The organism is Phyllobacterium sp. MT110 (assembly GCF_058792715.1).
On record NZ_JBXAFE010000008.1, the window covers coordinates 71,854 to 93,909 of the forward strand.

Annotated in this window: 23 protein-coding genes; 11 read left to right on the forward strand and 12 right to left on the reverse strand. The window is 57.4% G+C overall.

The genetic code is table 11. The annotated features are described in order from the left end of the window. Positions 1 to 5: 5 nt before the first annotated feature. The 3 genes from AC1Q5O_RS25080 to AC1Q5O_RS25090 all read right to left on the reverse strand — a co-directional run bounded on the left by AC1Q5O_RS25080 (position 6) and on the right by AC1Q5O_RS25090 (position 2,602). Entirely contained in the window at positions 6 to 1,082 is a 1,077-nt protein-coding gene (locus tag AC1Q5O_RS25080; protein ID WP_492566762.1) for a D-alanine--D-alanine ligase family protein, read from the reverse strand. 78 nt (positions 1,083 to 1,160) lie between these two features. After that, positions 1,161 to 2,258 (reverse strand): quinone-dependent dihydroorotate dehydrogenase, encoded by a 1,098-nt coding sequence (locus AC1Q5O_RS25085; RefSeq protein ID WP_492566763.1) that lies wholly within the window; start codon positions 2,256 to 2,258, stop codon positions 1,161 to 1,163. Further along, positions 2,255 to 2,602, reverse strand: coding sequence for a DUF952 domain-containing protein (locus AC1Q5O_RS25090; RefSeq protein ID WP_223611857.1), 348 nt, complete (start codon positions 2,600 to 2,602; stop codon positions 2,255 to 2,257). Before AC1Q5O_RS25090 ends, AC1Q5O_RS25085 begins: the two co-directional genes overlap by 4 nt. 132 nt (positions 2,603 to 2,734) lie before the next feature. Here AC1Q5O_RS25090 and AC1Q5O_RS25095 point away from each other — a divergent pair, with 132 nt between their 5' ends. Next, positions 2,735 to 3,187 carry a hypothetical protein gene (locus tag AC1Q5O_RS25095; RefSeq protein ID WP_492566765.1) on the forward strand — a complete coding sequence of 151 codons (453 nt, stop codon included), beginning with the start codon at positions 2,735 to 2,737 and terminating at the stop codon, positions 3,185 to 3,187. Between the two features lie 144 nt (positions 3,188 to 3,331). After that, positions 3,332 to 3,775: a VOC family protein gene (locus tag AC1Q5O_RS25100; protein WP_223611854.1), complete on the forward strand. Its 444-nt coding sequence runs from the start codon at positions 3,332 to 3,334 to the stop codon at positions 3,773 to 3,775. Positions 3,776 to 3,818: 43 nt separating this feature from the next. Here AC1Q5O_RS25100 and pip read toward each other — a convergent pair whose 3' ends face one another. Continuing rightward, positions 3,819 to 4,769, reverse strand: a complete 951-nt coding sequence (pip, locus tag AC1Q5O_RS25105) for a prolyl aminopeptidase (protein WP_223611852.1) — start codon at positions 4,767 to 4,769, stop codon at positions 3,819 to 3,821. 228 nt (positions 4,770 to 4,997) lie between these two features. Between pip and AC1Q5O_RS25110 the strand changes: the two genes are divergently transcribed. Beyond that, positions 4,998 to 5,669 carry a response regulator gene (locus AC1Q5O_RS25110; RefSeq protein WP_492566768.1) on the forward strand — a complete coding sequence of 224 codons (672 nt, stop codon included), beginning with the start codon at positions 4,998 to 5,000 and terminating at the stop codon, positions 5,667 to 5,669. 13 nt (positions 5,670 to 5,682) lie between these two features. Here the strand turns inward: AC1Q5O_RS25110 and AC1Q5O_RS25115 are convergent, their stop codons facing one another. After that, complete coding sequence (locus AC1Q5O_RS25115; protein WP_492566770.1) at positions 5,683 to 9,165, reverse strand: hybrid sensor histidine kinase/response regulator; 3,483 nt, start codon at positions 9,163 to 9,165, stop codon at positions 5,683 to 5,685. Positions 9,166 to 9,389: 224 nt separating this feature from the next. Here AC1Q5O_RS25115 and mscL point away from each other — a divergent pair, with 224 nt between their 5' ends. The 3 genes from mscL to AC1Q5O_RS25130 all read left to right on the forward strand — a co-directional run bounded on the left by mscL (position 9,390) and on the right by AC1Q5O_RS25130 (position 12,205). Next, complete coding sequence (mscL, locus tag AC1Q5O_RS25120; RefSeq protein WP_464662733.1) at positions 9,390 to 9,803, forward strand: large conductance mechanosensitive channel protein MscL; 414 nt, start codon at positions 9,390 to 9,392, stop codon at positions 9,801 to 9,803. 186 nt (positions 9,804 to 9,989) lie between these two features. Next, complete coding sequence (locus AC1Q5O_RS25125) at positions 9,990 to 11,156, forward strand: pyridoxal phosphate-dependent aminotransferase (RefSeq protein ID WP_464662734.1); 1,167 nt, start codon at positions 9,990 to 9,992, stop codon at positions 11,154 to 11,156. Next, on the forward strand, positions 11,153 to 12,205 hold the full coding sequence (locus tag AC1Q5O_RS25130) for an AbrB family transcriptional regulator (RefSeq protein ID WP_492566772.1): 1,053 nt from the start codon (positions 11,153 to 11,155) through the stop codon (positions 12,203 to 12,205). Before AC1Q5O_RS25125 ends, AC1Q5O_RS25130 begins: the two co-directional genes overlap by 4 nt. 53 nt (positions 12,206 to 12,258) lie before the next feature. On the opposite strand, the gene hemA is transcribed toward AC1Q5O_RS25130, so the two are convergent. Then, positions 12,259 to 13,536, reverse strand: a complete 1,278-nt coding sequence (hemA, locus tag AC1Q5O_RS25135) for a 5-aminolevulinate synthase (RefSeq protein ID WP_472461777.1) — start codon at positions 13,534 to 13,536, stop codon at positions 12,259 to 12,261. A 304-nt stretch (positions 13,537 to 13,840) separates the two neighbouring features. On the opposite strand from hemA, the gene galE reads away from it, so the two are divergent. Both galE and AC1Q5O_RS25145 read left to right on the forward strand, forming a co-directional pair. Next, positions 13,841 to 14,833, forward strand: a complete 993-nt coding sequence (galE, locus tag AC1Q5O_RS25140; RefSeq protein ID WP_223611841.1) for a UDP-glucose 4-epimerase GalE — start codon at positions 13,841 to 13,843, stop codon at positions 14,831 to 14,833. A 179-nt stretch (positions 14,834 to 15,012) separates the two neighbouring features. Next, positions 15,013 to 15,198 carry a hypothetical protein gene (locus AC1Q5O_RS25145; protein ID WP_464662738.1) on the forward strand — a complete coding sequence of 62 codons (186 nt, stop codon included), beginning with the start codon at positions 15,013 to 15,015 and terminating at the stop codon, positions 15,196 to 15,198. 106 nt (positions 15,199 to 15,304) lie between these two features. On the opposite strand, the gene AC1Q5O_RS25150 is transcribed toward AC1Q5O_RS25145, so the two are convergent. Continuing rightward, complete coding sequence (locus AC1Q5O_RS25150) at positions 15,305 to 15,922, reverse strand: FMN-dependent NADH-azoreductase (protein ID WP_492566776.1); 618 nt, start codon at positions 15,920 to 15,922, stop codon at positions 15,305 to 15,307. 114 nt (positions 15,923 to 16,036) lie between these two features. Between AC1Q5O_RS25150 and AC1Q5O_RS25155 the strand changes: the two genes are divergently transcribed. The 3 genes from AC1Q5O_RS25155 (at position 16,037) to AC1Q5O_RS25165 (ending at position 18,838) form a co-directional block, all read left to right on the forward strand. Continuing rightward, positions 16,037 to 16,942: a LysR family transcriptional regulator gene (locus AC1Q5O_RS25155; protein WP_472461776.1), complete on the forward strand. Its 906-nt coding sequence runs from the start codon at positions 16,037 to 16,039 to the stop codon at positions 16,940 to 16,942. 193 nt (positions 16,943 to 17,135) lie between these two features. Next, on the forward strand, positions 17,136 to 17,837 hold the full coding sequence (locus AC1Q5O_RS25160; RefSeq protein WP_492566778.1) for a polysaccharide deacetylase family protein: 702 nt from the start codon (positions 17,136 to 17,138) through the stop codon (positions 17,835 to 17,837). Positions 17,838 to 17,851: 14 nt separating this feature from the next. Continuing rightward, positions 17,852 to 18,838: a glycosyltransferase family 2 protein gene (locus AC1Q5O_RS25165; RefSeq protein WP_492566780.1), complete on the forward strand. Its 987-nt coding sequence runs from the start codon at positions 17,852 to 17,854 to the stop codon at positions 18,836 to 18,838. Positions 18,839 to 19,588: 750 nt separating this feature from the next. Here the strand turns inward: AC1Q5O_RS25165 and AC1Q5O_RS25170 are convergent. The 5 genes from AC1Q5O_RS25170 to AC1Q5O_RS25190 form a co-directional block, all read right to left on the reverse strand. After that, complete coding sequence (locus AC1Q5O_RS25170) at positions 19,589 to 20,008, reverse strand: hypothetical protein (RefSeq protein ID WP_492566782.1); 420 nt, start codon at positions 20,006 to 20,008, stop codon at positions 19,589 to 19,591. Between the two features lie 852 nt (positions 20,009 to 20,860). Further along, positions 20,861 to 21,235 (reverse strand): hypothetical protein, encoded by a 375-nt coding sequence (locus AC1Q5O_RS25175; protein WP_492566784.1) that lies wholly within the window; start codon positions 21,233 to 21,235, stop codon positions 20,861 to 20,863. A 5-nt stretch (positions 21,236 to 21,240) separates the two neighbouring features. Further along, a complete protein-coding gene (locus AC1Q5O_RS25180; RefSeq protein ID WP_492566785.1) occupies positions 21,241 to 21,579 on the reverse strand; it encodes a hypothetical protein in 339 nt (112 codons plus the stop codon). 12 nt (positions 21,580 to 21,591) lie between these two features. Then, positions 21,592 to 21,810 (reverse strand): peptide chain release factor-like protein, encoded by a 219-nt coding sequence (locus tag AC1Q5O_RS25185; protein ID WP_492566787.1) that lies wholly within the window; start codon positions 21,808 to 21,810, stop codon positions 21,592 to 21,594. Position 21,811: 1 nt separating this feature from the next. After that, the gene (locus tag AC1Q5O_RS25190) at positions 21,812 to 22,039 is read right to left on the reverse strand and encodes a hypothetical protein (protein WP_492566789.1); all 228 of its coding nucleotides are present in this window, start codon (positions 22,037 to 22,039) and stop codon (positions 21,812 to 21,814) included. Between the last annotated feature and the right edge of the window lie 17 nt (positions 22,040 to 22,056).

Sequence of the window (22,056 nt, forward strand, 5' to 3'; positions counted from 1 at the left end):
ATCGTTCAGGAGCGCTGGCGATCGGCGCGATCCAGCGCGTGCTGGATCAGCCGGTCCACCAGTTCGGGATAGGGAATGCCGCTCGCGCCCAGTGTCTTCGGGTACATGCTGATATTGGTGAAACCCGGTATGGTGTTGACCTCGTTCACGACGGCGCTCATGTCCGGCCGCAGGAAGAAATCGACCCGTGCCATGCCTTCACAGCCGAGGGCCCGAAAGGCCCGGCCTGCCATCTCCTGCAGCTGTTCCCGGACAGATGCCGGAAGGTTGGCCGGAATGGACAAGGCCGCGCCATCGGCATCGATATACTTGGCTTCATAGGTATAAAAGCCATGGCTGGCGGCTGGAGCGATCTCGCCGGGAACCGAAACGGTCAATGAACCGTCGCTGCCTTCGAGAACGCCAAATTCGATCTCGCGGGCCTGGACAAATTCCTCGACGATGACCTTGCGGTCGTGCCGGAATGCCTCCCTGACGGCGGCCTCGAAAGCCTCGGCTGTGGCAGCCTTGCCAACGCCGACGGACGAGCCCTGCCGGGCGGGCTTGACGAAGACCGGTGTGCCAAGGTCGCGCGTGATGTCGTCAAACCCGGCGGTTTCGCCAAACTGGAGTGTCAGGCCCTTGGCGACGGGCAGGCCGGCCTGCTTGAGCAGGCGCTTGGCAATGTCCTTGTCCATCGCCGTTGCGGAGCCGAGAATGCCGCAGCCGACATAGGCCACATCGGCAACTTCCGCCAAGCCTTGCACCGAACCGTCTTCGCCGAAGAGGCCGTGCAGCACGGGGAAGACCACATCGACCGGTGGTATTTCATGCGGGGCGCCGCTTGCCGGCATAACGAGAAGCCGGCCTTTGCCGCCGGGCAGCAGGCTGATTTCAGCTCCGGTTGCCGGAACAGCCTTTGGCAGGCCGCCATCTTCAAGCGCGACAAGCAGCCATAGACCGGTGCGGGTGATGGCGATAGGCACCACCTCATATCTTGACGTATCGATTGCCTTGACGACATTGCCGGCGGAAAGCAGGGAAACCTCATGTTCGGCCGAACGGCCGCCGAATAGAACTGCCACCCGTCTCTTGCGCGTCATCACTCTGTTTCCATTTCGCTGGAGTTTATCGCCGCCATCCGTTGGATTGCGGAACAGTGGCAAAATTACGCTCTGCCGTCAGGCGGGAATGTCTTTCGCCGCCCAATCCGCAAGGTCACGATCCCGCAATGCGCTGATATTGCTGATGCCTTCGCGCTTGAGCGTGGCGGACATCTCCTTGAGGATTTCAGCAGCGAGCCCGGGGCCATGGTAGATCATGCTGGTATAGAGCTGGACGAGATCGGCACCCGCGCGAATCTTGGCGATTGCCGTCCTGGCGCTGTCGATGCCGCCGACACCGATGATCGGCAGCGCGAGGCCAACGCGCTGGCGCATCTTTGCCAGAACAATCGTGGAGCGATTGAAGATCGGCGCACCTGACAGACCGCCGGTCTCGGCCGTGTGCTGCGGGCTGCGCAAACCCGTGCGTGACAGGGTGGTGTTGGAGATGATCAGGCCGTCCAGCGGATGCAGCGCGATTTCGGCAGCAATATCGTCAAGGCTGGCTTCAGGCAGATCCGGCGCGATCTTCAGAAGGACCGGGCGCCGGACACCGGATTGTGCTGCAACCGCATCGCGGGCTTCCAGTACCTTGCCGAGCAATTCCTTGAGGCTGTCACGGGCCTGCAAATCCCGCAGGCCCGGCGTGTTGGGCGATGAGATGTTGGCGGTGAAGTAGGCTGCGAGCGTATGGAACTTCCGGATGCCGGCGACGTAGTCAGCCACGCGATCGGTTGAATCCTTGTTGGCTCCGATATTGACCCCGACAATTCCCGGACGATTCTTGCGCGATGACAGCCGCTGGAACGCGGCTTCGTGGCCTTCATTGTTGAAGCCTAGGCGATTGATCACGGCATTGTCGTCGACAAGGCGGAAAATGCGTGGCTTTGGATTGCCGGATTGCGCCAGCGGCGTGAGGGTCCCGATCTCGGCAAAGCCGAAACCGAGCTTCAACAGGGCGTCCGGCACTTCCGCGTTCTTGTCGTAACCGGCGGCCATGCCGAGAGGATTGGGAAATTTCAGCCCGGCAACGGTAACCTGCAGGGCGGGGCTGTCCGGCAATGTACATCCCGGCACCAGCCCGGTCTTCAATGCCTTGATCGACATGCCATGGGCGTCTTCCGGGTCGAAGGAAAACAGGACCTTGCGGCCCAGCGACTGAAACAGTCCGCTCATGCATTCATCTCCGGAAACTGGTGCTTGCCATCGGTGTCAAGCGGCAGCGGTTTGACCCACAGGACGGCCGCCATCGGCAAAGACGCGTAGAGGTGCGGGAAGAGGTCGCCGCCGCGGGAAACCTCGTATTTCAGGGCATCACCCAACCGGTCGGTCTCGACGGCGACCAGCAGCAGGTCATCCTGTCCGGCAAAGTGTTTGCTCGCCGTTTCCACCGCCTGTGCAGCGGTGGAGAAGTGGATATAGCCGTCGGCATGGTCGATCGGTGCGCCATCAAACACGCCTGCGGCTTCCGCCGCCTGCCACAGTGCCCGTGGGGCAATCTTGTAAATCAGTTTGCTCATGCGGATTTACTAGACGCAAAACCGCAATACGCAAAGGGTAGACTGCTGCCGGTAACAGAAATCTCGGCGCTCATTCCTATTTTCGGCGTATTATCCTCTCAAGCTTGAGGTTCAGCATTTCGGAGGTCTGTCATGTCACGCACACGAACACTGCTGGCCGCTGCTGCGGCTGTTCCGTTCCTCGCAATCGCAGCCTTGAGCGGCGCGACGGCCGAGGAAACCACGAATTATTCCCTGGAAAAAACCGATACCGGTTACATCAGGATGAACAACAGGACCGGAGAGATGTCCATCTGTCAGGAAAAGTCCGGGCAGCTGATCTGCAAACTCGCTGCGGATGAACGCAGGGCCTACGAGGAGGATGTGGCGGATCTGAAGACCCGTGTTGCCAAGCTGGAAGACACGGTCGCCAGCATGGGCAAGATTCCGCCGGTTGTCCGCGATGCGCTTCCTTCCGATGAAGAGTTCGAGAAGGGCATGAATTACATGGAGAAATTCATGCGCCGTTTCATGGGGATAGCCAAGGAATTCCAGAACGATAACAGCGGCGCCAAGCCGCAGCAGGGCCAGCCGCAGAAAACCTGAAACGGGTCAAATCTGGGGCGATCTGTCAAGGCATGTTTTCCACGGAAAACGCCAAAACCTTTGCTCCAAAGATCATTTTGTTCTTGATTTGTTCGCGTTTTTATACGACTTTAGTCCCTCGCTAATGGACGCTGGAGGGACAGGATGAACGAGGGGCCAAGACTGATCGGTGAAATTTCCATCCGGCTTTTTGTGCGCCACGGCGACCAGCAAATGGCCATGGATTTTTATGAAAATGTATTCGGCGCGCGGGTGGTTGGGCGCCCGTATCTGCACAATGGCGCGTTGATCGCCGCGGAAATGCGGATGGGCGCGTCGGTGATCATGATTGTCGGCGCCAACCCCAAACGCGATGCGGATGCATCGCTGGGCGGGCCGCGTTCTGTCCACGCGATTGGCGCGACGCCAGTCATGCTCGATATCCATGTTGACGACGTCGACCGTGTCATGCACCACGCCACGGCGGAAGGCGGCCATGTGCGCAATGCCGTCGAGGAACTGGACAATGGTGACCGCGTCGGTGTGCTGACCGATCCCTTTGGCCATTTGTGGGTGGTCAAGTCACGCCGCAAGCATCTGGCGGCATAACCAAGCAACCGGCCGCCGAAACAACCGGTTGCCTGCGTTGCTGTCAGGCTGCAAATCTTTTGGTTGCAGCAATCAGCTCATGCACAATGCCCGGTTCCGTGACGGAATGCCCGGCATCTTCGACAATGCGAAGGTCGGCTTCCGGCCAGACCTTTTTCAGATGCCAGGCGTTCAGGAGCGGCGTGCACATGTCATAGCGGCCGTGTACGAGAACGCCGGGAATTTCACGGATCAGATGGGCATTGCGCAGGAGGTGGTCATCCGTTTCGAAGAAGCCCCTGTTCTGGAAATAATGGCATTCGATGCGTGCAAACGCGATGGCGAAATGATCGCCGGCAAAAGCCTCTTCCCGCGCCGGATCCGGCAGAAGGGAAAGCGCGGAACCTTCCCAGCGAGCCCACAATTTGGCGGCGGCCAGGCGCACGGCCGGGTCCTCGTCGGTAAGGCGCTTGTAATAGGCCGCGATCATGTCACCGCGTTCTGCCTCCGGAATGTGCTCCTGATAGGCTTCGAAGCGGTCGGGATAGATGATGCTCGCACCGTTGGAATAGAACCATTCGATTTCGAAACGGCGGATCATGAAGATGCCGCGCAGGATCAGCTCGCTGACATGGGCGGGGTGGGTCTGCGCATAGGCAAGAGCCAGTGTCGACCCCCACGAACCGCCGAAAACCTGCCATTTATCGATGCCGAAATGGTTACGGATACGCTCCATGTCCGCCACGAGATCCCAGGTGGTATTCTCGCGCAGTTCAGCGTAAGGCGTTGATTTTCCACAGCCGCGCTGGTCGAAAAGAATGATGCGGTAGAGTTCCGGATCGTGCAGCCGGCGCATGGCGGGGTTGATCCCGCCGCCAGGGCCGCCATGGATCATGATGACCGGTTTGCCCTGGGGATTGCCGCATTCCTCCACGTGAATACTGTGCAGATCAGACACGGCGAGCATCTGCTCGGCATAGGGCTGGGTCTCGGGGTAAAGTGTATTCGTTATCATACATCTTTCTTTCGAAAAGTGGCGAAATAGGTCTATGATTGCGCGGGATTGAGGTTTTGCCAAGTCAATTCATGTGTTTAGCAGACATCTACGAACAGTCCGCATTGGTTTTGAACTTACCCGCGCAATAGATTTGTCTTGATATATCAGGAAAATGCGCTTTAGTCGCTATTATTAAAACGATTAGATTTTCAGATGTTGCAATTTTAAAACGGAGACTTTTCAGGCATGAGATTTAAGTTTGTCATTGTGGACGATCATCCGCTTTTCCGGGGTGCGTTGAAAGCTGCACTTATGCTGCAGACAGGCGACGCGGATATTATCGAGATCAGCGATCTGGAGAGTGCCAAAAGGCACATCCTCGATGCAGCCGACGTTGATCTTGTGCTGCTCGATCTTGCCTTGGGCGGCGTCAGCGGTCTGACTGGCTTGATTGCTTTGCGTACACTGCACCCGAGCGTGCCGATAGCGATTGTTTCGGCAACCGATGATGCCGTTACCATCCGGACGGCGCTTGCGCTCGGCGCCTTGGGCTTTATTTCCAAATCCTCAACCCTTGACGAGATTGCCGATGCCATCGGCAGAATACTCGATGGCGAGATATGGTCGCCGCTGACCGGTCAGGGCGGGGGACAACTGGATCAGGAACTGTTCGAGCTGGTCGGCCGCTTGCGCCGTCTTACCCCGCAGCAAGGACGGGTTCTCGGCATGATGGCCGACGGTATGCTCAACAAGCAGATTGCGCATGAACTCAACGTGTCGGAAGCCACGATCAAGGCGCACGTCTCTGCGGTTCTCTACAAGCTTGGTGTTGAAAGCCGGACACAAGCGGTCATTTGCTTGTCCCGTTTCAACAGCACCCCCGCGCCCCTGAACGCCAGAACGGTGGAGTTTCATTAGCGCGGGCAATCATTCAGGCGTCCGCAGGGGTGTTTTGAAGATGGGATAGCAGCGATCGCAGGACAGCGGGCCGCACAGGCTTGTTGATCAGCGGGATAGCTGCGGCGGCAGCCCGGTCGCGCAATTGGCTCGACCGGTCTGCGGTAACCAGGGCGGCTTGTATGGAACACCCATACTGGCCGCGCAAATACCCGATGAGGTCAATTCCGTTCTCATCTTCGAGATTGTAATCGGCAAGGATCATATCCGGTGGTTCGCCAAGGTTCTGGCATAGCGCCTCCAAGCCCTTGCCGTTGGTCAAGACCTCCACTACGCAGCCCCATGTCTGCAGCAGCTCCTTCATTCCGGCAAGAGAACGTTCGTCGTCATCGATGCAGAGAATCCTGAGGCCATCCAGCGCGCGATTGGGCTCTGAAGCCGCCGGATTCTTGATGACCGGCACCACAGAATCGGAGCATACCGGCATTCTGACGGAGAACACCGAGCCTTTGCCAACGCGGGAAGATACGCCGATGGACATCCCCAGCAGTGCGGCGATGCGCTCGACAATCGATAGGCCAAGCCCAAGTCCATCCGATTCCCTCATGCCGCGGGAGAGCCGGGAGAATTCGCGGAAAATGATGTTCAGTTCGGTTTTGGCTATGCCTATACCCGTATCGAAGATTTGAACCTCGATCATATCGCCGCGACGGCGAACGCCCATGAGTATCTTGCCCGATTTGCAATATTTGATGGCGTTCGAAACAAGGTTCTGGAGAAGCCGCCGCAGAAGATGAGGGTCGGTTGCAACGACAACCGAGCTTTCAACCAGTTTGAACTCCAGCGCCCTTTCCTGCGCCACCGGCAGAAAATCGCGAAAGACCTGCAAGAGGATGATATTCAATGGAATGGTCGATATCTCAGGCCTGAGGGCACCGGCATCAAGCCGTGAAATATCCAGCAACGCGTTGAAGATCGACTCGACCGCCTCAAGGGATGAATTGAGGTTGGTCGCAAGATCCTTCAGCTGCGGCTTGGCAAGCTGTTCCGTCAGTGCCGAGGCATAGAGACGGGCTGCGTTGAGGGGCTGCAGAATATCATGCCCCGCATCGGCCAGAAAACGTGTCTTGCTGATATTGGCGTCCTCGGCGCGGCGCCGTGCCTTGGCCAGTTCCTGATTGGCAAGGGTGAGCGCTTTCGTGCGTTCTCGCACCCGTGCATCGAGGCGCTCATTGCTTTGCCGCAATATTCTGTCTGTTTCGACAGTCTGGGTGACGTCGGTAAAGGTTGCCACCATGCCACCGTCCGGTATGGCATTGGCAAGAATGTCGATGATCCGGCCCGAATTGCCAAGGGCGATGCGCCAGCGCGCGGGCAGCGCTTCCAGCTCCTGCAACGCGCCGTCGCCGCCGTTTGCAGCAGCGTTTCTCTGCGCAAGGAGAAAGGAAACAATAGCGTGGAACGGTGTGCCCATGCGCTGCAGGCGATCGGGTAGATCGAGCATGAGCGGCAACGGCCGGTTCCAGCACATGAGCCGGAACTGCCGGTCGAAAACGCCGATCCCCTGATCCACCCGGTCTAGCGCCGTTTGCAGCAGGTCGCGGTTTTGCACCAGGGCTTCCGTCGCGTGATCAAGCAGTATCTGCGTCTGCTTCTGCGCCGCTCCGGAGGGACCCATGGCAAGGGACAGGATCAACCTGGCGGACGGCGAGCCGACGACACTGGAAAGCAGCTGTTCGGAGAAATGCACCGTTTTGAAATCGGCCGCGCCTTCCAGGGTAATTCCTTTCTGGTCATGAAAGGCATTGAACGCAAGCCGGGTTTGTTCAGCGCCGATGTAACGGGATATGGTGTCCTTCAAGTGATCGACAGTCACGTTGGCATGATGGTTCCTGCTGGAAAGAGCGGTTTCTCCCGTTTCGGGGATGAAAATATTGGCTTGAATGCGCTCCAGCGGCGACGCGCTTTTTGACAGGGAGCCAAGGATGAACAAAGCCAGGTTGGCAGTCAGGCTCCACAGCAGCCCGTTCACCACGGGACTTGCGTCCAATCCCCCGAGATGATGCGGGCGCAAGAGACCGATGCCATAGGGTCCGCTGGTGACAAGGGAGCAGGATTCATCAAGCCAAGTGGGGAGAAGCATGGTGTAAAGCCACACGGCAGTGCCTGCAGCCATACCCCACCGTGCGCCGCGTGCTGTTGCCCTGCGCCAGCCAAAACCGCCGAGAAAAGGCGGCAGCATCTGCATCAGGCTCACCGCGGAAATGAGCGAGAGCTCCGCGAAGTCAACGTAATCCTTTATTGTGAACTGGTAGGCATAGGCGGCAAGCAGAATGGCAATGATGGAGCAACGCCGGATTTTTGGAATGATGGCCGTGTAATCATCCTTGCCGGCCGATGTCGCCCGCCTTGGCCAGTTCAACAGGGTCGGCAAAATCAGGTCGTTGGAAATCATGATGGACAACACAATGGTAGGCAGTACCAGCATGGTGGCTGCAGCCGAGAGACCGCCAGCGAAAGCCAGAACGCCCAGCCAGCTTTGATGGGCCCGCAGAGGGAGTGAAAGAAAATAGAAATCGGGAGAGACACCGGACGGCAGGATCCAGTTGCCAATTGCCGCAAGCGGCAAAACAAGAAGACCGGCAATCAACAGGCATGCCGGAACCAGCCATCGCGCGGCCGACAATTCCCGTCTGCTCCTGTTTTCCACGACCGTGAGATAGAATTGACTGGGCAGAAGCAGCGTTGTCGATGCGCCGATCAGCGCGAGCGCGACAACATTCGCCAACGAGACATGTGCCTGCAGTGCGGGGATGGCAGTATTGCTGCCAGCGAGGTGGCTGAGCAATTCGCCCGGTGTGCCGAAAAGAAACGTCGTCGCGGCTATGCCCACCGCTATGAAGGCAATCATCTTCAAAGCGGAATCGCTGGCCAGCGTGCGCACGATGCTTTCATCGCGATCCATGGTTTGAGGCGATTTTTCGCTGTTGTGGATGACGAACAGGGCGATGACGCACAGGAGGCCCCAGAGCAGCCAATGGGGTTCGTGGGCCCTGTCCGCACTATGCGGGGTAAACGTGCCGGCGAATACCTCGAAGAGATAATGGACTGCGGTGAGCTGCAGGGCGAGATAGGGAACGCCGCCAACCGTGACGATGATCGTGACAAACGCCGTCACCGAGAAACTCTTGCCATAGCGGGCGCCAATCAGGTCGGCGATGGAGGCAATGCCCTGTGATTGCGCAAGTTTGATCACACGATGGAAGAACGGAAAGCCCAGGGTAAAAGCCAGAGCGATCCCGATGAACAGCCCGGCAAATTCAATGCCGTTTTCGGCGGCATATCCAAGGCCACCATAAAACAGCCAGCTGCTGCCGCCCGATGCAAGACTGAGCGCATAGATGAACGGCCGGTCGACCTTCTGGTCAAGCCGATTGCGCCGGCCGATGGTTTTGACCCGCACATACTGTGCAATGAGATATAAAATCGCGACAAGCGCTACAGTCCAGCCCGTCATGGGCTTCAACCTTCCATCAATTTGCGATGAACGTGTTCATCAAAATGAATTAATTTAAAAACCTGCCCGTCGAAAACACTTGAATAACCAGGGTTGCTGGCTCGGAAAATAAAACTTTATGTTAATAAATTAGGAACATCTGTTACTGTCAATCTGTGGTGCAACTTGCATCACTGGGGACTGACAGCTTCCAATTAACACGGAATACTGGAGAGTGGTATATCATGCTAAAGGAATTCAAAGAATTTGCCTTGAAGGGAAACATGGTCGATCTCGCCATTGGTGTGATCATCGGCGGTGCTTTCGGCAAACTTGTTGATTCGATCGTGAACGACATCTTGATGCCAATCATCGGGCTTCTCACCGGTGGTGTCGACTTCTCCAATATGTTTATCCAATTGGCAGGTGCGCCCGCTGCAACGTTGGCCGCCGCACGCACAGCCGGTGCAACACTTGCTTACGGCAACTTCATCACCCTGCTGATCAACTTCCTGATCATTGCCTGGGTTCTTTTCATGGTGGTGAAAGCCATGAACCGGCTCAAGAAAAAGGAAGCCGCGGCCCCTGAAGCCCCGGCTGCACCGACCAAGGAAGAAGCCCTGCTGACCGATATTCGCGATCTCCTGGCCAAGCGCTAGGACTTTCCGCATTGGTTCAGACACCCCGGCCTGGTGCCGGGGTTTTTGTTTGCCTGATTGTCAGGATGACGTCAGCAGATCATCAGCATCGGTGATGGGAACATCACAAATATCCGCGTGATTGTTGCGCTTCGTTGCGTTAGGTCTGCCTTTGAACGGGATGTGCGTTTGGCACTGGAGATATGTATGGGTCTGATTGAACATTTGCGCCATGAAGCTGCGGTCGCGCCGGAGAGCGGCATTGTTGCGGTGATGAACCATGGCAGGCGCCAGGACGGCGTCATTCCCCTCTGGGCGGGTGAGGGCGATCTGCCTACGCCGGATTTCATCAGGGATGCGGCGAATGCGGGTCTGGCCAATGGCGAGACCTTTTATACCTGGCAGGCAGGCATTCCGGAATTGCGGCAAGCATTGGCCGATTATCACAAGCGCCATTTCAATGTGGATCTGCCCGTCGATCATTTTTATGTCACGGGTTCCGGGATGCATTCGATACAATTGGCCATCCAGGCCACGGCCGGGGCTGGAGACGAGGTCGTCTACGTGTCGCCGGCGTGGCCGAATTTTGCCGCTGCCGCCGGCATAGCGGGTGCAACGCCGGTTCCGGTAACGCAGGATTTCACCGGCAATGGCTGGACGCTTGATCCGCAAAAAATCCGCGACGCGATCACTCCCAGGACGAAGGCACTGTTCATCAACTCTCCATCCAACCCATCCGGGTGGACCGCTGATATCGAGACGTTGCGCGAGATATTGCAGATCGCCCGCCAGCACGGTCTGTGGATCGTTGCCGACGAGATCTACACGCATTTCTATTACGGTGCGCGCCGGTCCCCCTCATTTTTCGATGTCATGGATCCCGATGACCGGATTATTTTCGTCAACAGTTTTTCCAAGAACTGGGCAATGACCGGCTGGCGTGTCGGCTGGATGACCGTGCATCCCGCCCTTGGCAAAACCGTGGAGAACCTGATCCAGTATTCCAATTCGGGTGTTGCGCAGTTCATGCAGCGCGGTGCTGTCGCGGCCCTTGATCATGGGGACGAATTTATCCGGATGCAGGTGGAGCGTGCGCGCAAGGCGCGCGATATTCTTTGCGCCAAACTCGCAGCAACGGGCAGGGTGCGCATGTCGCCGCCGGCCGGCGCCTTCTACCTGCTGTTTGGCATCGAGGGCGTTTCCGACTCCTATCGCGCAGCTTTTGATATCGTCGATGAGGCAAAGGTTGGCCTTGCGCCCGGAACGGCTTTTGGCGATGGTGGCGCAGCCTTCCTGCGACTGTGTTTTGCCCGGCGTATAGATCAGGTCGAGGAGGCTGCCGATCGCCTCGCAGACTGGATCAGGAAACGTTGAATCGCTTACATCTGAATAATACCCAGGCCACCATTCTTTCGCTCCTCATCGCTTCAGCCGGCGCCTTCAGCGCCGGTTTTGCCGGTTTGCCTATCCCGTTCCTGCTCGGGTCGACACTTGCGGTCACGGCTGCATCCCTTTCCGGCGTCCGTATCCATCTGCCCGACTGGCTGCGTGCCTTCGTCTTCTTCATGCTGGGTATCCAGGCCGGGTCCGGCGTTTCCGCCGATACCGTCAATCAGATGGTGCTGTGGCCCGTCAGCTTTTTCATGCTCTTCGTGGCGCTCATCGCGGTGACCGGACTGACCTATCTCATGCTGCGCAAGGGCTTCGGCTGGGATGGGCCCACCGCGCTGTTTTCATCGTTGCCGGGAGCGCTTTCCTTCGTGCTGGTGGCCGCCATGGGAACGCAGGCCAACATGGTCAAGATCACCGTCGTTCAGTGTATCCGCCTGTTGCTTCTCATCGGTTTTCTTGCCCCGCTGCTTGCCGTCATCGCCAGGAATGCGCCGCATGTCGTGGTGGAGATGAACGATCACTGGACAGTCCAGGAAGCGCTCATTCTGTTTGTCTGCGGCCTTGCCGGCGCGCTTCTGGGCCAGTACACGCGCGTTCCCGGCGGCATGATGCTCGGTGCTTTGCTGGCAAGCGCGGCATTGCACGCCGCATCGGTCGTGACAGCGGTGGTCCCGCGTTCGATCGCGGATATCGGGTTGATCATTCTGGGCGTGCTGATCGGGTCGAGGGTGGGTGCGGAGCATCGTACCCAGCTCGTTCGCTATCTGCCGGCTGCCCTTTGCGCCTTTGTTCTCGGAACGGCCGCCTCTTTTCTGGCAGCCCTGGCGGTTTGGTATATCCTGGATATCCATCCCGCACAGATCGCCCTGGCCTTTGCGCCGGGGGCGCTGGAAGCGCTGACGGTGATTGCCTTTTCGCTGGGCGTCGATCCGTCCTATGTGGCGTCCCACCACGTGGCGCGATTTCTGATGATCGCCTTTGCCGTGCCGTTTCTGGCGCGCTGGCTGAACGATACCGATGCCAATAAATAAGCCCGCCATTTCATTGAAATAGCGGGCTTATGCGATTTCAGGAAAGCCTGGCTTCAGCCGCCGGCCTTGGAAACAGCAAGCGTCACGACGCGTTCGCCCGTGTTGACCGACGGAGCGCTGTCCTTGGCGAAGGGAATGCCAAGCGCCGTCCAGACCTCGACCAGCGCGTCCTTCAGTTCGAGCACCAGTTCATCGGAGTGGAAGGGCGTCGGCGTGACACGCAGGCGCTCGGTGCCGCGCGGGACGGTGGGGTAATTGATCGGCTGGATATAGATGCCGTGCACCTGAAGCAGCCGGTCGCTCGCCATCTTGCACAGTTCCGGGTCGCCGACATGGATCGGGACAATATGGGTCTGCGACTGCATGACCGGCAGGTTGGCGGCGGCCAGGACATCCTTGGTCAGCTGCGATTGCTGCTGATGCAATCTGCGTTCTTCCTGCGAAACTTTCAGGTGGCGGATCGATTGGGTAGCCGCTGCCGCGATCACGGGGGGCAGGGCGGTGGTGAAGATGAAGCCGGGCGCATAGGAGCGAACGGCATCGATCACGGTCTTGGGGCCGGTTATGTAGCCGCCCAGGGTACCGAAAGCCTTGGCCAGGGTTCCTTCGATGATATCGATGCGGTCCGAGAGGCCTTCTTGATCGGTGATGCCGCCACCGCGATTGCCATACATGCCAACCGCATGAACCTCGTCGATATAGGTCATGGCATTGTACTTCTCGGCCAGATCGGCAATGGCCGCGATGGGGGCGATATCGCCGTCCATGGAGTACACCGATTCAAACACGATCAGCTTGGCGCGTTCCTTGCCGGCGGCCTTCAGCAGATCTTCGAGATGTGCCACATCGTTGTGGCGGAAAATCTTCTTTTCGGCGCCGGAGCGGCGTACGCCTTCGATCATCGAGGCATGGTTCAACTCGTCGGAAAGGATCAGGCAATTGGGCAGAAGCCGCGCAATCGTCGATATCGATGCCTCGTTCGACACGAAGCCCGATGTAAAGACCAGACCGGCTTCCTTGTTGTGAAGATCGGCCAGTTCGTTTTCCAGCTCGACGAGCGGATGATTGTTGCCGGAGATATTACGCGTGCCGCCGGCACCGGAGCCCATGCGGCTCGATGCATCGTGCATGGCCGCGATAACCGAGGGATGCTGGCCCATTCCCAGATAATCGTTCGAGCACCATACGGTGATTTCACGTGTGGAATCGGCAGTACGCCAAAGCGCGCGCGGAAATCTCCCCACGATCCGTTCCAGATTGGCAAAGACCCGATAGCGCTTTTCAGCGTGCAATTGGTCGATCGCGTCTTCGAAAAACCGACGATAGTCCATGAACTGCTCCTGTATCCTGGACTTAGTAGCTTTTTTGCGGGCTAAAATCCATGATGGGAAGGTGGGCAATTTGCCACGCTTGGCAAATTGCGAGTCTGCCAGCGGGCTCCGACACTATAACGTCGAAAGAGCGCCGGCGATATGGGCAACGCCGGAAACCCGTTCTGCCCGCTCCGAAGGCAGGATGGTCTGCGATTCTTTCGCCACGTTATTTTTATGATGTATCTTCAACGCTTTGCAGACCCGCCAAAATGCGGCAAGATACCGCAATAGAGCTGTTGGCGTGGTTCAGGGGGGATGGCAGATGACAGTACTCATAACCGGGGGTGCGGGCTATATCGGCAGTCACATGGTCTGGGAATTGCTCGATTCCGGTGAATCCGTCGTGGTCATCGATCGCCTCTCCACCGGGTTTGAATGGGCGGTCCCTGCGGAGGCCAAGCTCATCATTGGCGACATTGCCGACCAGCATCTCGTGCGCGATACGATCGAGCGCAATTATGTCGACGCGGTCATCCATTTCGCCGGTTCCGTGGTGGTGCCCGATTCCGTTCGGGATCCGCTGGCCTACTACGAAAACAACACCTCGAAATCCCGCACCTTGATTGAAGCGGTCGTCAAGTCCAACGTGAAGAACTTCATCTTTTCGTCAACGGCCGCTGTGTACGGCGATGGGGGGCTGGAGCCCGTTACCGAAGAGACACCGCTGCTGCCGCAATCGCCCTATGGAGTTTCCAAGCTGATGACGGAATGGATGCTGCGCGACACGGCGGCGGCGCATGATTTCCGGTATACGGCGCTGCGCTATTTCAATGTGGCCGGGGCCGATCCGAAGGGCCGTTCCGGCCAGTCGACACGCGGAGCGACTCATCTGATCAAGGTTGCCTGTGAAACGGCGTTGGGAAAACGGCCTTATATGGAAATTTACGGTCACGACTTTCCGACGCCGGATGGCACCTGCGTGCGTGACTATATTCACGTCAGCGACCTCGTTGCCGCCCATCGGCTGGCATTGGACCGGCTTCGCACTGGGGCCAGCAGCATTGTCGCCAATTGCGGCTATGGCCGGGGATATTCGGTGCGCGACGTGATTGAAAGCGTCGAGCGCGTTCACGGGAGACCGATTGACGCGCGCCTGACGGATCGGCGGGCGGGCGATGCCGCATCGGTTGTGGCCAATAGTGCGCGGGCGCGAAAAGACCTGGGCTGGGAACCCGGTTTTGACAATCTTGATGTGATCGTCGAAACGGCGCTGGCGTGGGAAAAGGGTCTTGCCAGCCGCAATTCAGGGCGCTGACTGTCCTGTTTGCGCAGCGCCGCTGCGCGGGATGCCGTACTTTCGGTCGTTGAATCGGCCATGCGGCGGAGCGACACATTGTTTTAACATGCGTCATCCTAGAAAAGGGGAACCTTCTTCGCTGGGAAGGTGTTTAGTTCAGGACCTTGAAGACCACGAAGTAGAGTTGGAGTAATGCGATGGGCGGCGCCAACCGGACCAACGAAAAACAGCTATCCAGGATTATGCGACGACAAATTTCCCAGTCGTCCTACCGGACCGCTATACGCGCCGCCGGTATCTACAAGGTTGATGATACCGTGCCGGAGAGCCTGCTCGACCAGCTCCGCCGCCTGGACGAAGCCGAATACAAGCAGGCAAAATAGACAGCCCCCAACGGGTATATATGGGCGTCCCTCGATTAAAATCAGCATCACTGCCAAAATGGATCAAAGAGGTGGACGCGAATCCACCTCCCGGGAGCCCGCTGCGTCAGGCAGCCAGAGCCAGATGACTGGTCTGTTCCTGAGCCGTGGCGATTGCCTTGGCTTCGGCTTCCGGTCCCATGCCAACGCCTTCGATGCGAATGACTTCGACATCGGTCATGCCGAGGAAGCCAAGCACGGATTTGAGGTAAGGTGTCGCGTGATCCAATGCGGATGCCGGGCCAGCGGAGTAAATTCCGCCGGATGCGATCACCAGATAGACCTTCTTGCCCGTGACAAGACCTTTGGGACCATCTTCACCGTAGCTGAAGGTTTTGCCGGCGCGGGCGATATGGTCGATCCATGATTTCAGCGTTGAAGAAATGCTGAAATTGATGAATCCCGTCGAGATGACGATGCTGTCGGCGGCAAAGAGTTCGTCGACGGCCTGATCCGAAACCGAGACAACCCGCTGCTGTTCGGCGGTGCGTGCCTCCACGGGGGTGTAAATGCCGGCCGTGTAGTCGGCATTGATGTGCGGCAGCGGGCGGCTGGCAAGGTCGCGTGTGACAATGATGCTGCCCGGTGTTGCCCGCTGTAGCTTACGCGCAAACTCCGTGGCGACCTGTGTCGAGTGGGAAGCCGCGCCGCGCGGGCTTGAGGTAATGAGAAGTATGGACGACATGGTTTTGGTACCTTCCAAAAAGGACAATGAATTGATGCCCGTAATTTGGTGCTCGACATCCATTTAGAAAACTGGGAAAATATCTATCAAACCCATCTATGGATTAGATATATCATGCAGCCAAATCCGACTCTCGATCAGCTCCAGGTCTTCCTTGCCGTTGCCGATACCGGCAGTTTTTCCGCGGCTGCGCGCCATCTCAACCGGTCTCAGTCGGTTATCAGCTATACGATCGCCAATCTGGAATCACAGCTGGAGCTGCAGCTGTTTTCCCGCGGCGGAACCCGGGAACCGCGTCTGACGGAGGCGGGTGTCGCCATGCTGGAGGACGCCCGGCGAATGGCATCGGCGCTGCAGGGACTGCGGGCGCGTGCCGAGGGTCTCAAGGCGGGGCTGGAGGCGGAGATAGCGATTGTCGTCGACGTGTCCGTGCCGTCGCCGGTGCTCATATCCGTGCTGAAGGCCTTCCAGGAACAGTTCCCGACCGTGAGCCTGCGGCTGCATGTCGGCGCGCTCGGCATGGTATGGGATCTCGTGCAAAAACGGCAGGCGGATATCGGTATTGGCGGGCCGCCAGTTCAGACCAGCGATGACCTGACCACGATCCGGGTTGGCGAGATGACCATGACACCCGCTGCCGCGCCGGATCATCCCCTGGCCCTGTACAAGGGGCCGGTGCCGCTCTCCTTCATCCGCGATCACGTCCAGCTTGTGGTGACTGACCTTTCCGAACAGACCAAGGGCCGGAACTTTGGCGTTTTCGCCTACCGGACGTGGCGGCTGACCGATGTGGGTATCAAGCATGAGCTGATGGTCGCTGGATTGGGTTGGGGCGGCCTGCCCAAGTGGATGATAAAGGACGACGTTGCCGAAGGCCGGTTGGTGAAACTCGACCTTGAACCCTATCCGGAGAGCCACTATTCGCTCTTTGCCCTCCACATGGCCGACCATCCGCTTGGACCCGCTGCAAAATGGTGGGTCGAGCGATTCGCGCGGGAAATGGCCGCATGCGCCTACTGAGTGGTCCATAGGCCGAATCTTGCCCGCGGCAACCCAGGCGTCATGTTGAAAACGTAACATACAGATCGCGCGACAAGTATGATCGCCGGAGCTAGAATTGGCGCTGCAGCTGTTTCTCCTATATTCGATGGATACCGTCATATGTCATGTCTGAAATTTCAACCCGGTCCACTTTCATTTGAGTTCGCATAAAATGCCCATACCCATCCTGATGTACCATCAGATTGACAAACCGGCAGGGCGCGGCAGTCCGTTCCGCTATCTGACCGTCGATCCGGCCAACTTCCATCGCCAGATGAAATGGCTCAAGCGCATGGGGTATGCCGGATTGTCGATGCGGGATTTGCAGCCCTACCTGGCGGGCCAAAAGACCGGCAAAGTGGTGGGCATCACCTTTGACGACGGATTTCGCAACGTCATGACGCATGCGCTGCCGGTGCTGGATGCGCTTGGCTTTACCGCCACGAATTATTTTGTCAGCCGGCAGATCGGTGGCTCCAACATATGGGATGCCGATGTCGGCGTTCCCCATTCCCCCTGCATGTCCCGCGCGGAAATGCTGGAATGGGCGGCATCGGGGCATGAAGTCGGTGCGCATACGCTCGATCATGTGCACTTGACCGAGGTCAGCCCGGACGAGGCGCGGCGTCAGATTGCCGATGTGCGCCACGAACTCGAAGACATGCTGGGCAGCACGGTGGATGCCTTTTGCTATCCCTATGGTGATTTTTCCGGGGAGGTCAGGCAAATGGTTGAGGAGGCGGGATATACCACCGCAACCACCACCCAGCGCGGCCGGGCGACACCGCAGCATGACATGCTGCTCCTGCCCCGCAAGATCGTTCGCCGGACCGATGGCTGGCTGAATGTCCTGCGCAAATCCGTTACCGGTTGATGATGGGAAATCCTGTGTCCGCAGAAACGGTGAGGGAACGCAGCATCTGCGTCGGGACCATCACCCGCAATCGGCCGATGATGCTGAAAAACCTCTTCGAATCCTATGCGCGGATGCAGGTTCCGACGGGTACCAGCATCCGTTTTGTCGTGGTCGAGAACAATGATCAGCCAACCCTTTCCGACGTGGTGGAAACGTTCCGGGCACTGCTGCCGCAGTCCACCGTTCAGTACGAAGTTGAGCCGCGTCTCGGCATTGCCTTTGCCCGCAATCGGGTTCTGGACTGTGCGCTCGATGCCGGCGATGACCTTTTGACCTTTGCCGACGACGACGAAACGGTCGAACCGGACTGGCTCGTTCAGCTGCTTGCCGAGCGCGATGCCTTTGATTTTGATATTGTCGGGTCTCCGGTTCGGCTCGCGCCGCATGGTCCGGATGTGACGGTGTGGCAGAAAATGATCTGGTCCGGCATGGACCGCGCCAACCGGAACAGCGAAGCAAAGTATCTGCGCAGGCGCAATGCCGGACAGGGCGACCGGATACGGATCGCCACCGGCAGCTGGATGGGAGATCTGGCATTCTTCCGCAGAACCGGCGTGCGTTTCGACAATGCGCTTGCCCTGGCTGGCGGCGAGGATTGGCGCTTGTGGGCGGACGCGCGCAGGCTCGGTGCCAAGACAGGCTGGACCCCGGCGGCCGTCGCCTATGAAACCGTACCGCAGGACCGGCTGACCTTCGCCTATCAATACCGGCGCAGCCGGGACATCAGCATCATTGAAATGGGCAGCAAGCTGAACAAGCACAGGGCCGCAACGCTCCTGCGTTTGCCCGGCTCGCTCATTGGCCGCCTGCTGTCGCTTTGTCTTTATCTGATCGCCGTGCCGTTCACGCGCGGAAGAACACTGGTCAAGGCGGCATCGCGCTTGGGCAGTATCGTCGGCGTCCTGCGGGCATGCATGGGCAGCGAATCAGCCCACTACAAGCGCGTCAGCGGAACATGACCCCTGGTCAGCGATCAGGCTGTGCCGTCAAAATGATCTGTGGATAACGTTCGCACACGGAATGATCGTCCGATCATCGAAAAGACTGGTGCTGCGAGAGAGGATTGAACTCTCGACCTCTCCATTACCAATGGAGTTTGATGGTTGATTCAAGACACAAAAGACACGGATTTTACGAATAAAAACAACAAATGTGAGTTTTCAAAGCTTCATTTTGTCTTATGTTGGCCAACAAAAGTGATGCCGATTTTCTGCACTTTCGGCCCTGTGTGCTGCGGATCACTGCTGCTTTTCCCGTGGGGTGGATGGTGCCAGCTCCCTACTGTTGAGCGCGCCGGTTGAACGCGGAAACCGCCTGATTGTACTCAGAGACGGCCTCCTTTGATTCACTGTCGAGGCAAGCGAGATAGCTGTTTAATTTCGACCGGTAATCTTCGATCTGGTCCTTGCAGTTTTGAAAATCGTAACTGTGCGAAAAAGGATATGACGCCGAAACACAGTCCGGCAAACGTGGGCGTTCTAGCGTGTTATCTTGGAGTAGCGGACTGAAACTGCTGCACTGTAAATTGACGCCAAAAGCACTTGTAGAAATACATAAGAATATGGTGAAGAAAGGATAATATAAAAAGCGCGCCATGCTGGTGTCCCCTTATACAGGGATTCAATAACAGAACATCCGCGAAAGTCTATGGCAGGTATCCGCGTAAATTGTATTGTCTGCGATGTCAGGCACCGCAGACAAACACTATCTCAAGTATTAGTTTTTTCTGGAAACAACTCTGCAAATTTTTCAAGCAGAGACAAACAAAGGGCGCGGGGGTCGTTATGCCCGGCGGCGATTGAGTTAATCGCAATCGCAGACGCCTCTTGAAATTCCTGCCGCAGCCCTTGCAGGCGGTACACTTCCTGTCTATCCGCACGAGCTTTTCTCCAAGCGGCCTCCCTGTCCGCCCGCTTTTTCTTCACCATCTCCGGGTTGTGTGTGCCGCAGTACCCAAGCCCTTCTGCATAGAACGTTTTGGCTTTATTCCCGCATTGGTACGAAGACCAATCCCCGAACAAGCTGGCGCAACACTTGTCTGGGTTGTGTTTTTGGCCAAGACGGCCAGTGTAGGGACGAACAATCTTCCGGGCTTCGGCTTCGGTCATTTTCGGTTCTGTCTGTGTCATCCGTTCGCTCCACGTGCCCGAAGGATCGCAATGCATAGGGCAATAGCTGGCCTGCCTGATGGACGGAGGTCAACGTCAGTGAGATCGACCCAATCAATCCGGCCTTCGGGGAATTCCATTTTCAAACGCTCACCATGTATAGGGCAATTGTAGTCTGGCTCGACCCATGCATCATCTGACACGCAGCAGGAAGCCACGCGCCAAGACCACCCCGGCAACACCCTCTCAGCCAATGACAGGGCAGCGTCTACAGAGAAAGTTACCTTGGGGTAGCGCGCGAAGTCATCACGTTCAAACCAACTCCCATCACTCTGAATTTTCTTGGGAGGGAATAGATTACCAATTAGGATATCCAACTCCCTGTCACCACCGCTGGCTTGCTCTAGGCGTGAAATGAGTTCAGCGATTATCGTGGTTTCTGTCTGTGACATCTCAACAGTCCTCCGGTTCTGCCAAGCCAAGCAAAACGAGGCCGAGGATTTTCGCTGTATTCCGGCTCAGTATTACGTGTTCTTCGTTGTCTGGGTCGCAGCTTGTCGTGACGAGAAGATGCACATCTGTGTCAGTTGCGTGGGCATCCAGCGTTGCACCATCCGCCAACATTCTGAAAGTTGCTGTACTCACAATTTTGCCTCTTGTTCTCTTTTTGTTCATGCTTTATCGTGCAGGCATGGACACATCAGATTTGGAATTTAGAGTTGAGGAATGGGACGAACGGCAAGCGCACGTTCGCTATATCCTCGCCATGTGCACTAATGTTCTCATCGGCCAAGCGGCATTCGATGAAGCGGTGAAACAGCGCCCGAACCGGCCTATTACGTTGCGGATCGGGGCGCGCGTCATCAAAAGCACTCAGTCCAGATAGTCGCCGTCAAAGTTCCAGACGACGTATTCCCAGATAGCCCTCCAAGTTTTCAACTCGTCGGGTCCGTCTGGATCATAGTCGTAGGGTCGCCACCGGCTCCTGCCGTTTAAGGCACGGATTAGGGCGTGAATTGATGTCTCGCCCGGCTCCCATTGTTCCTCAAGACCATGGCAAGAGCAGTGACCCCCGGCCACTTCGTAGAGTTTGCCGTCTTTTTCAAACAGGACAAACGCATCACCGCTGTAGTTCTCATAGGTGTATGACGCGATCAGGATAGACACGCCTGCAAGGTCTGCGTCCGTGATCCTGAAATCCGCTTTAAGACCTTCCAGACCTGTGTTTTCCCAATCGTGCAGATACATATCAACTACCCAATTTGCTCGTTGATCTGGTCGATGATTTCGTTGATGGCGTACAGCTCAGCGTCAAGATCAGAGAGTGGACGCGCCACGCCGACCAAGACACTCGGCATGACGTTGGCACCGTTTGTTTTTTCGCCAGATTGATGCGCTTTTATTGCAATCGGGTCGCCTGTAATCCCTGACAACATATCCACAAGGCGCAGGCGCACTTTCCGAGTGGTTTCCAAGACATCACTTGCGTGAGCGCCTGCAGCCCGGAAGCTGTTCGCCGTGCGGGTGTCGCGGGCATTGACATTGAAAGCCGTAAGTCCTTCGGCCACGGCATTCTCATAAACGGATGGCATTTCGGGTTCTCCTTATCTGAATTTGGGGTGAGAAAGCGCAGACAGGATCATGTCCAGCGCTATGAGTTTGTTGATGTGCTGCGACCGGTGCGAGACACAGACGGCTACGGTTCCGGTCGGAATGTGGGTAACTTTCACCCCAGACGAACCGCCGCCGACATGCTGACCGCCCTTTTGACGAGGGGGCCACGCCTCAACGTGCAGTTCGTCCGGGGTGAAATATTCGGTCATGTCAGCGCGTACCCTGCGCACGTGAGTAGAGAGTGCGGACCTGTATGTCGGTCGTGTTGTCGACGTCGGAGCCTGCCAAGTCGATTTCTTTTGCGAGCGCCGTCAATTCCTCTATTCGCTGTTCGACCATGATCCGCGCGTGGGCGAGATTTGAGAGGTTTGAGGTGTTGCGCGCAGTTTTCACGCTGGCGAGGGCTTCGGCGTAGTTGGTGATCTTGTCTGTAGACATGTGACATTCCTCTGTTT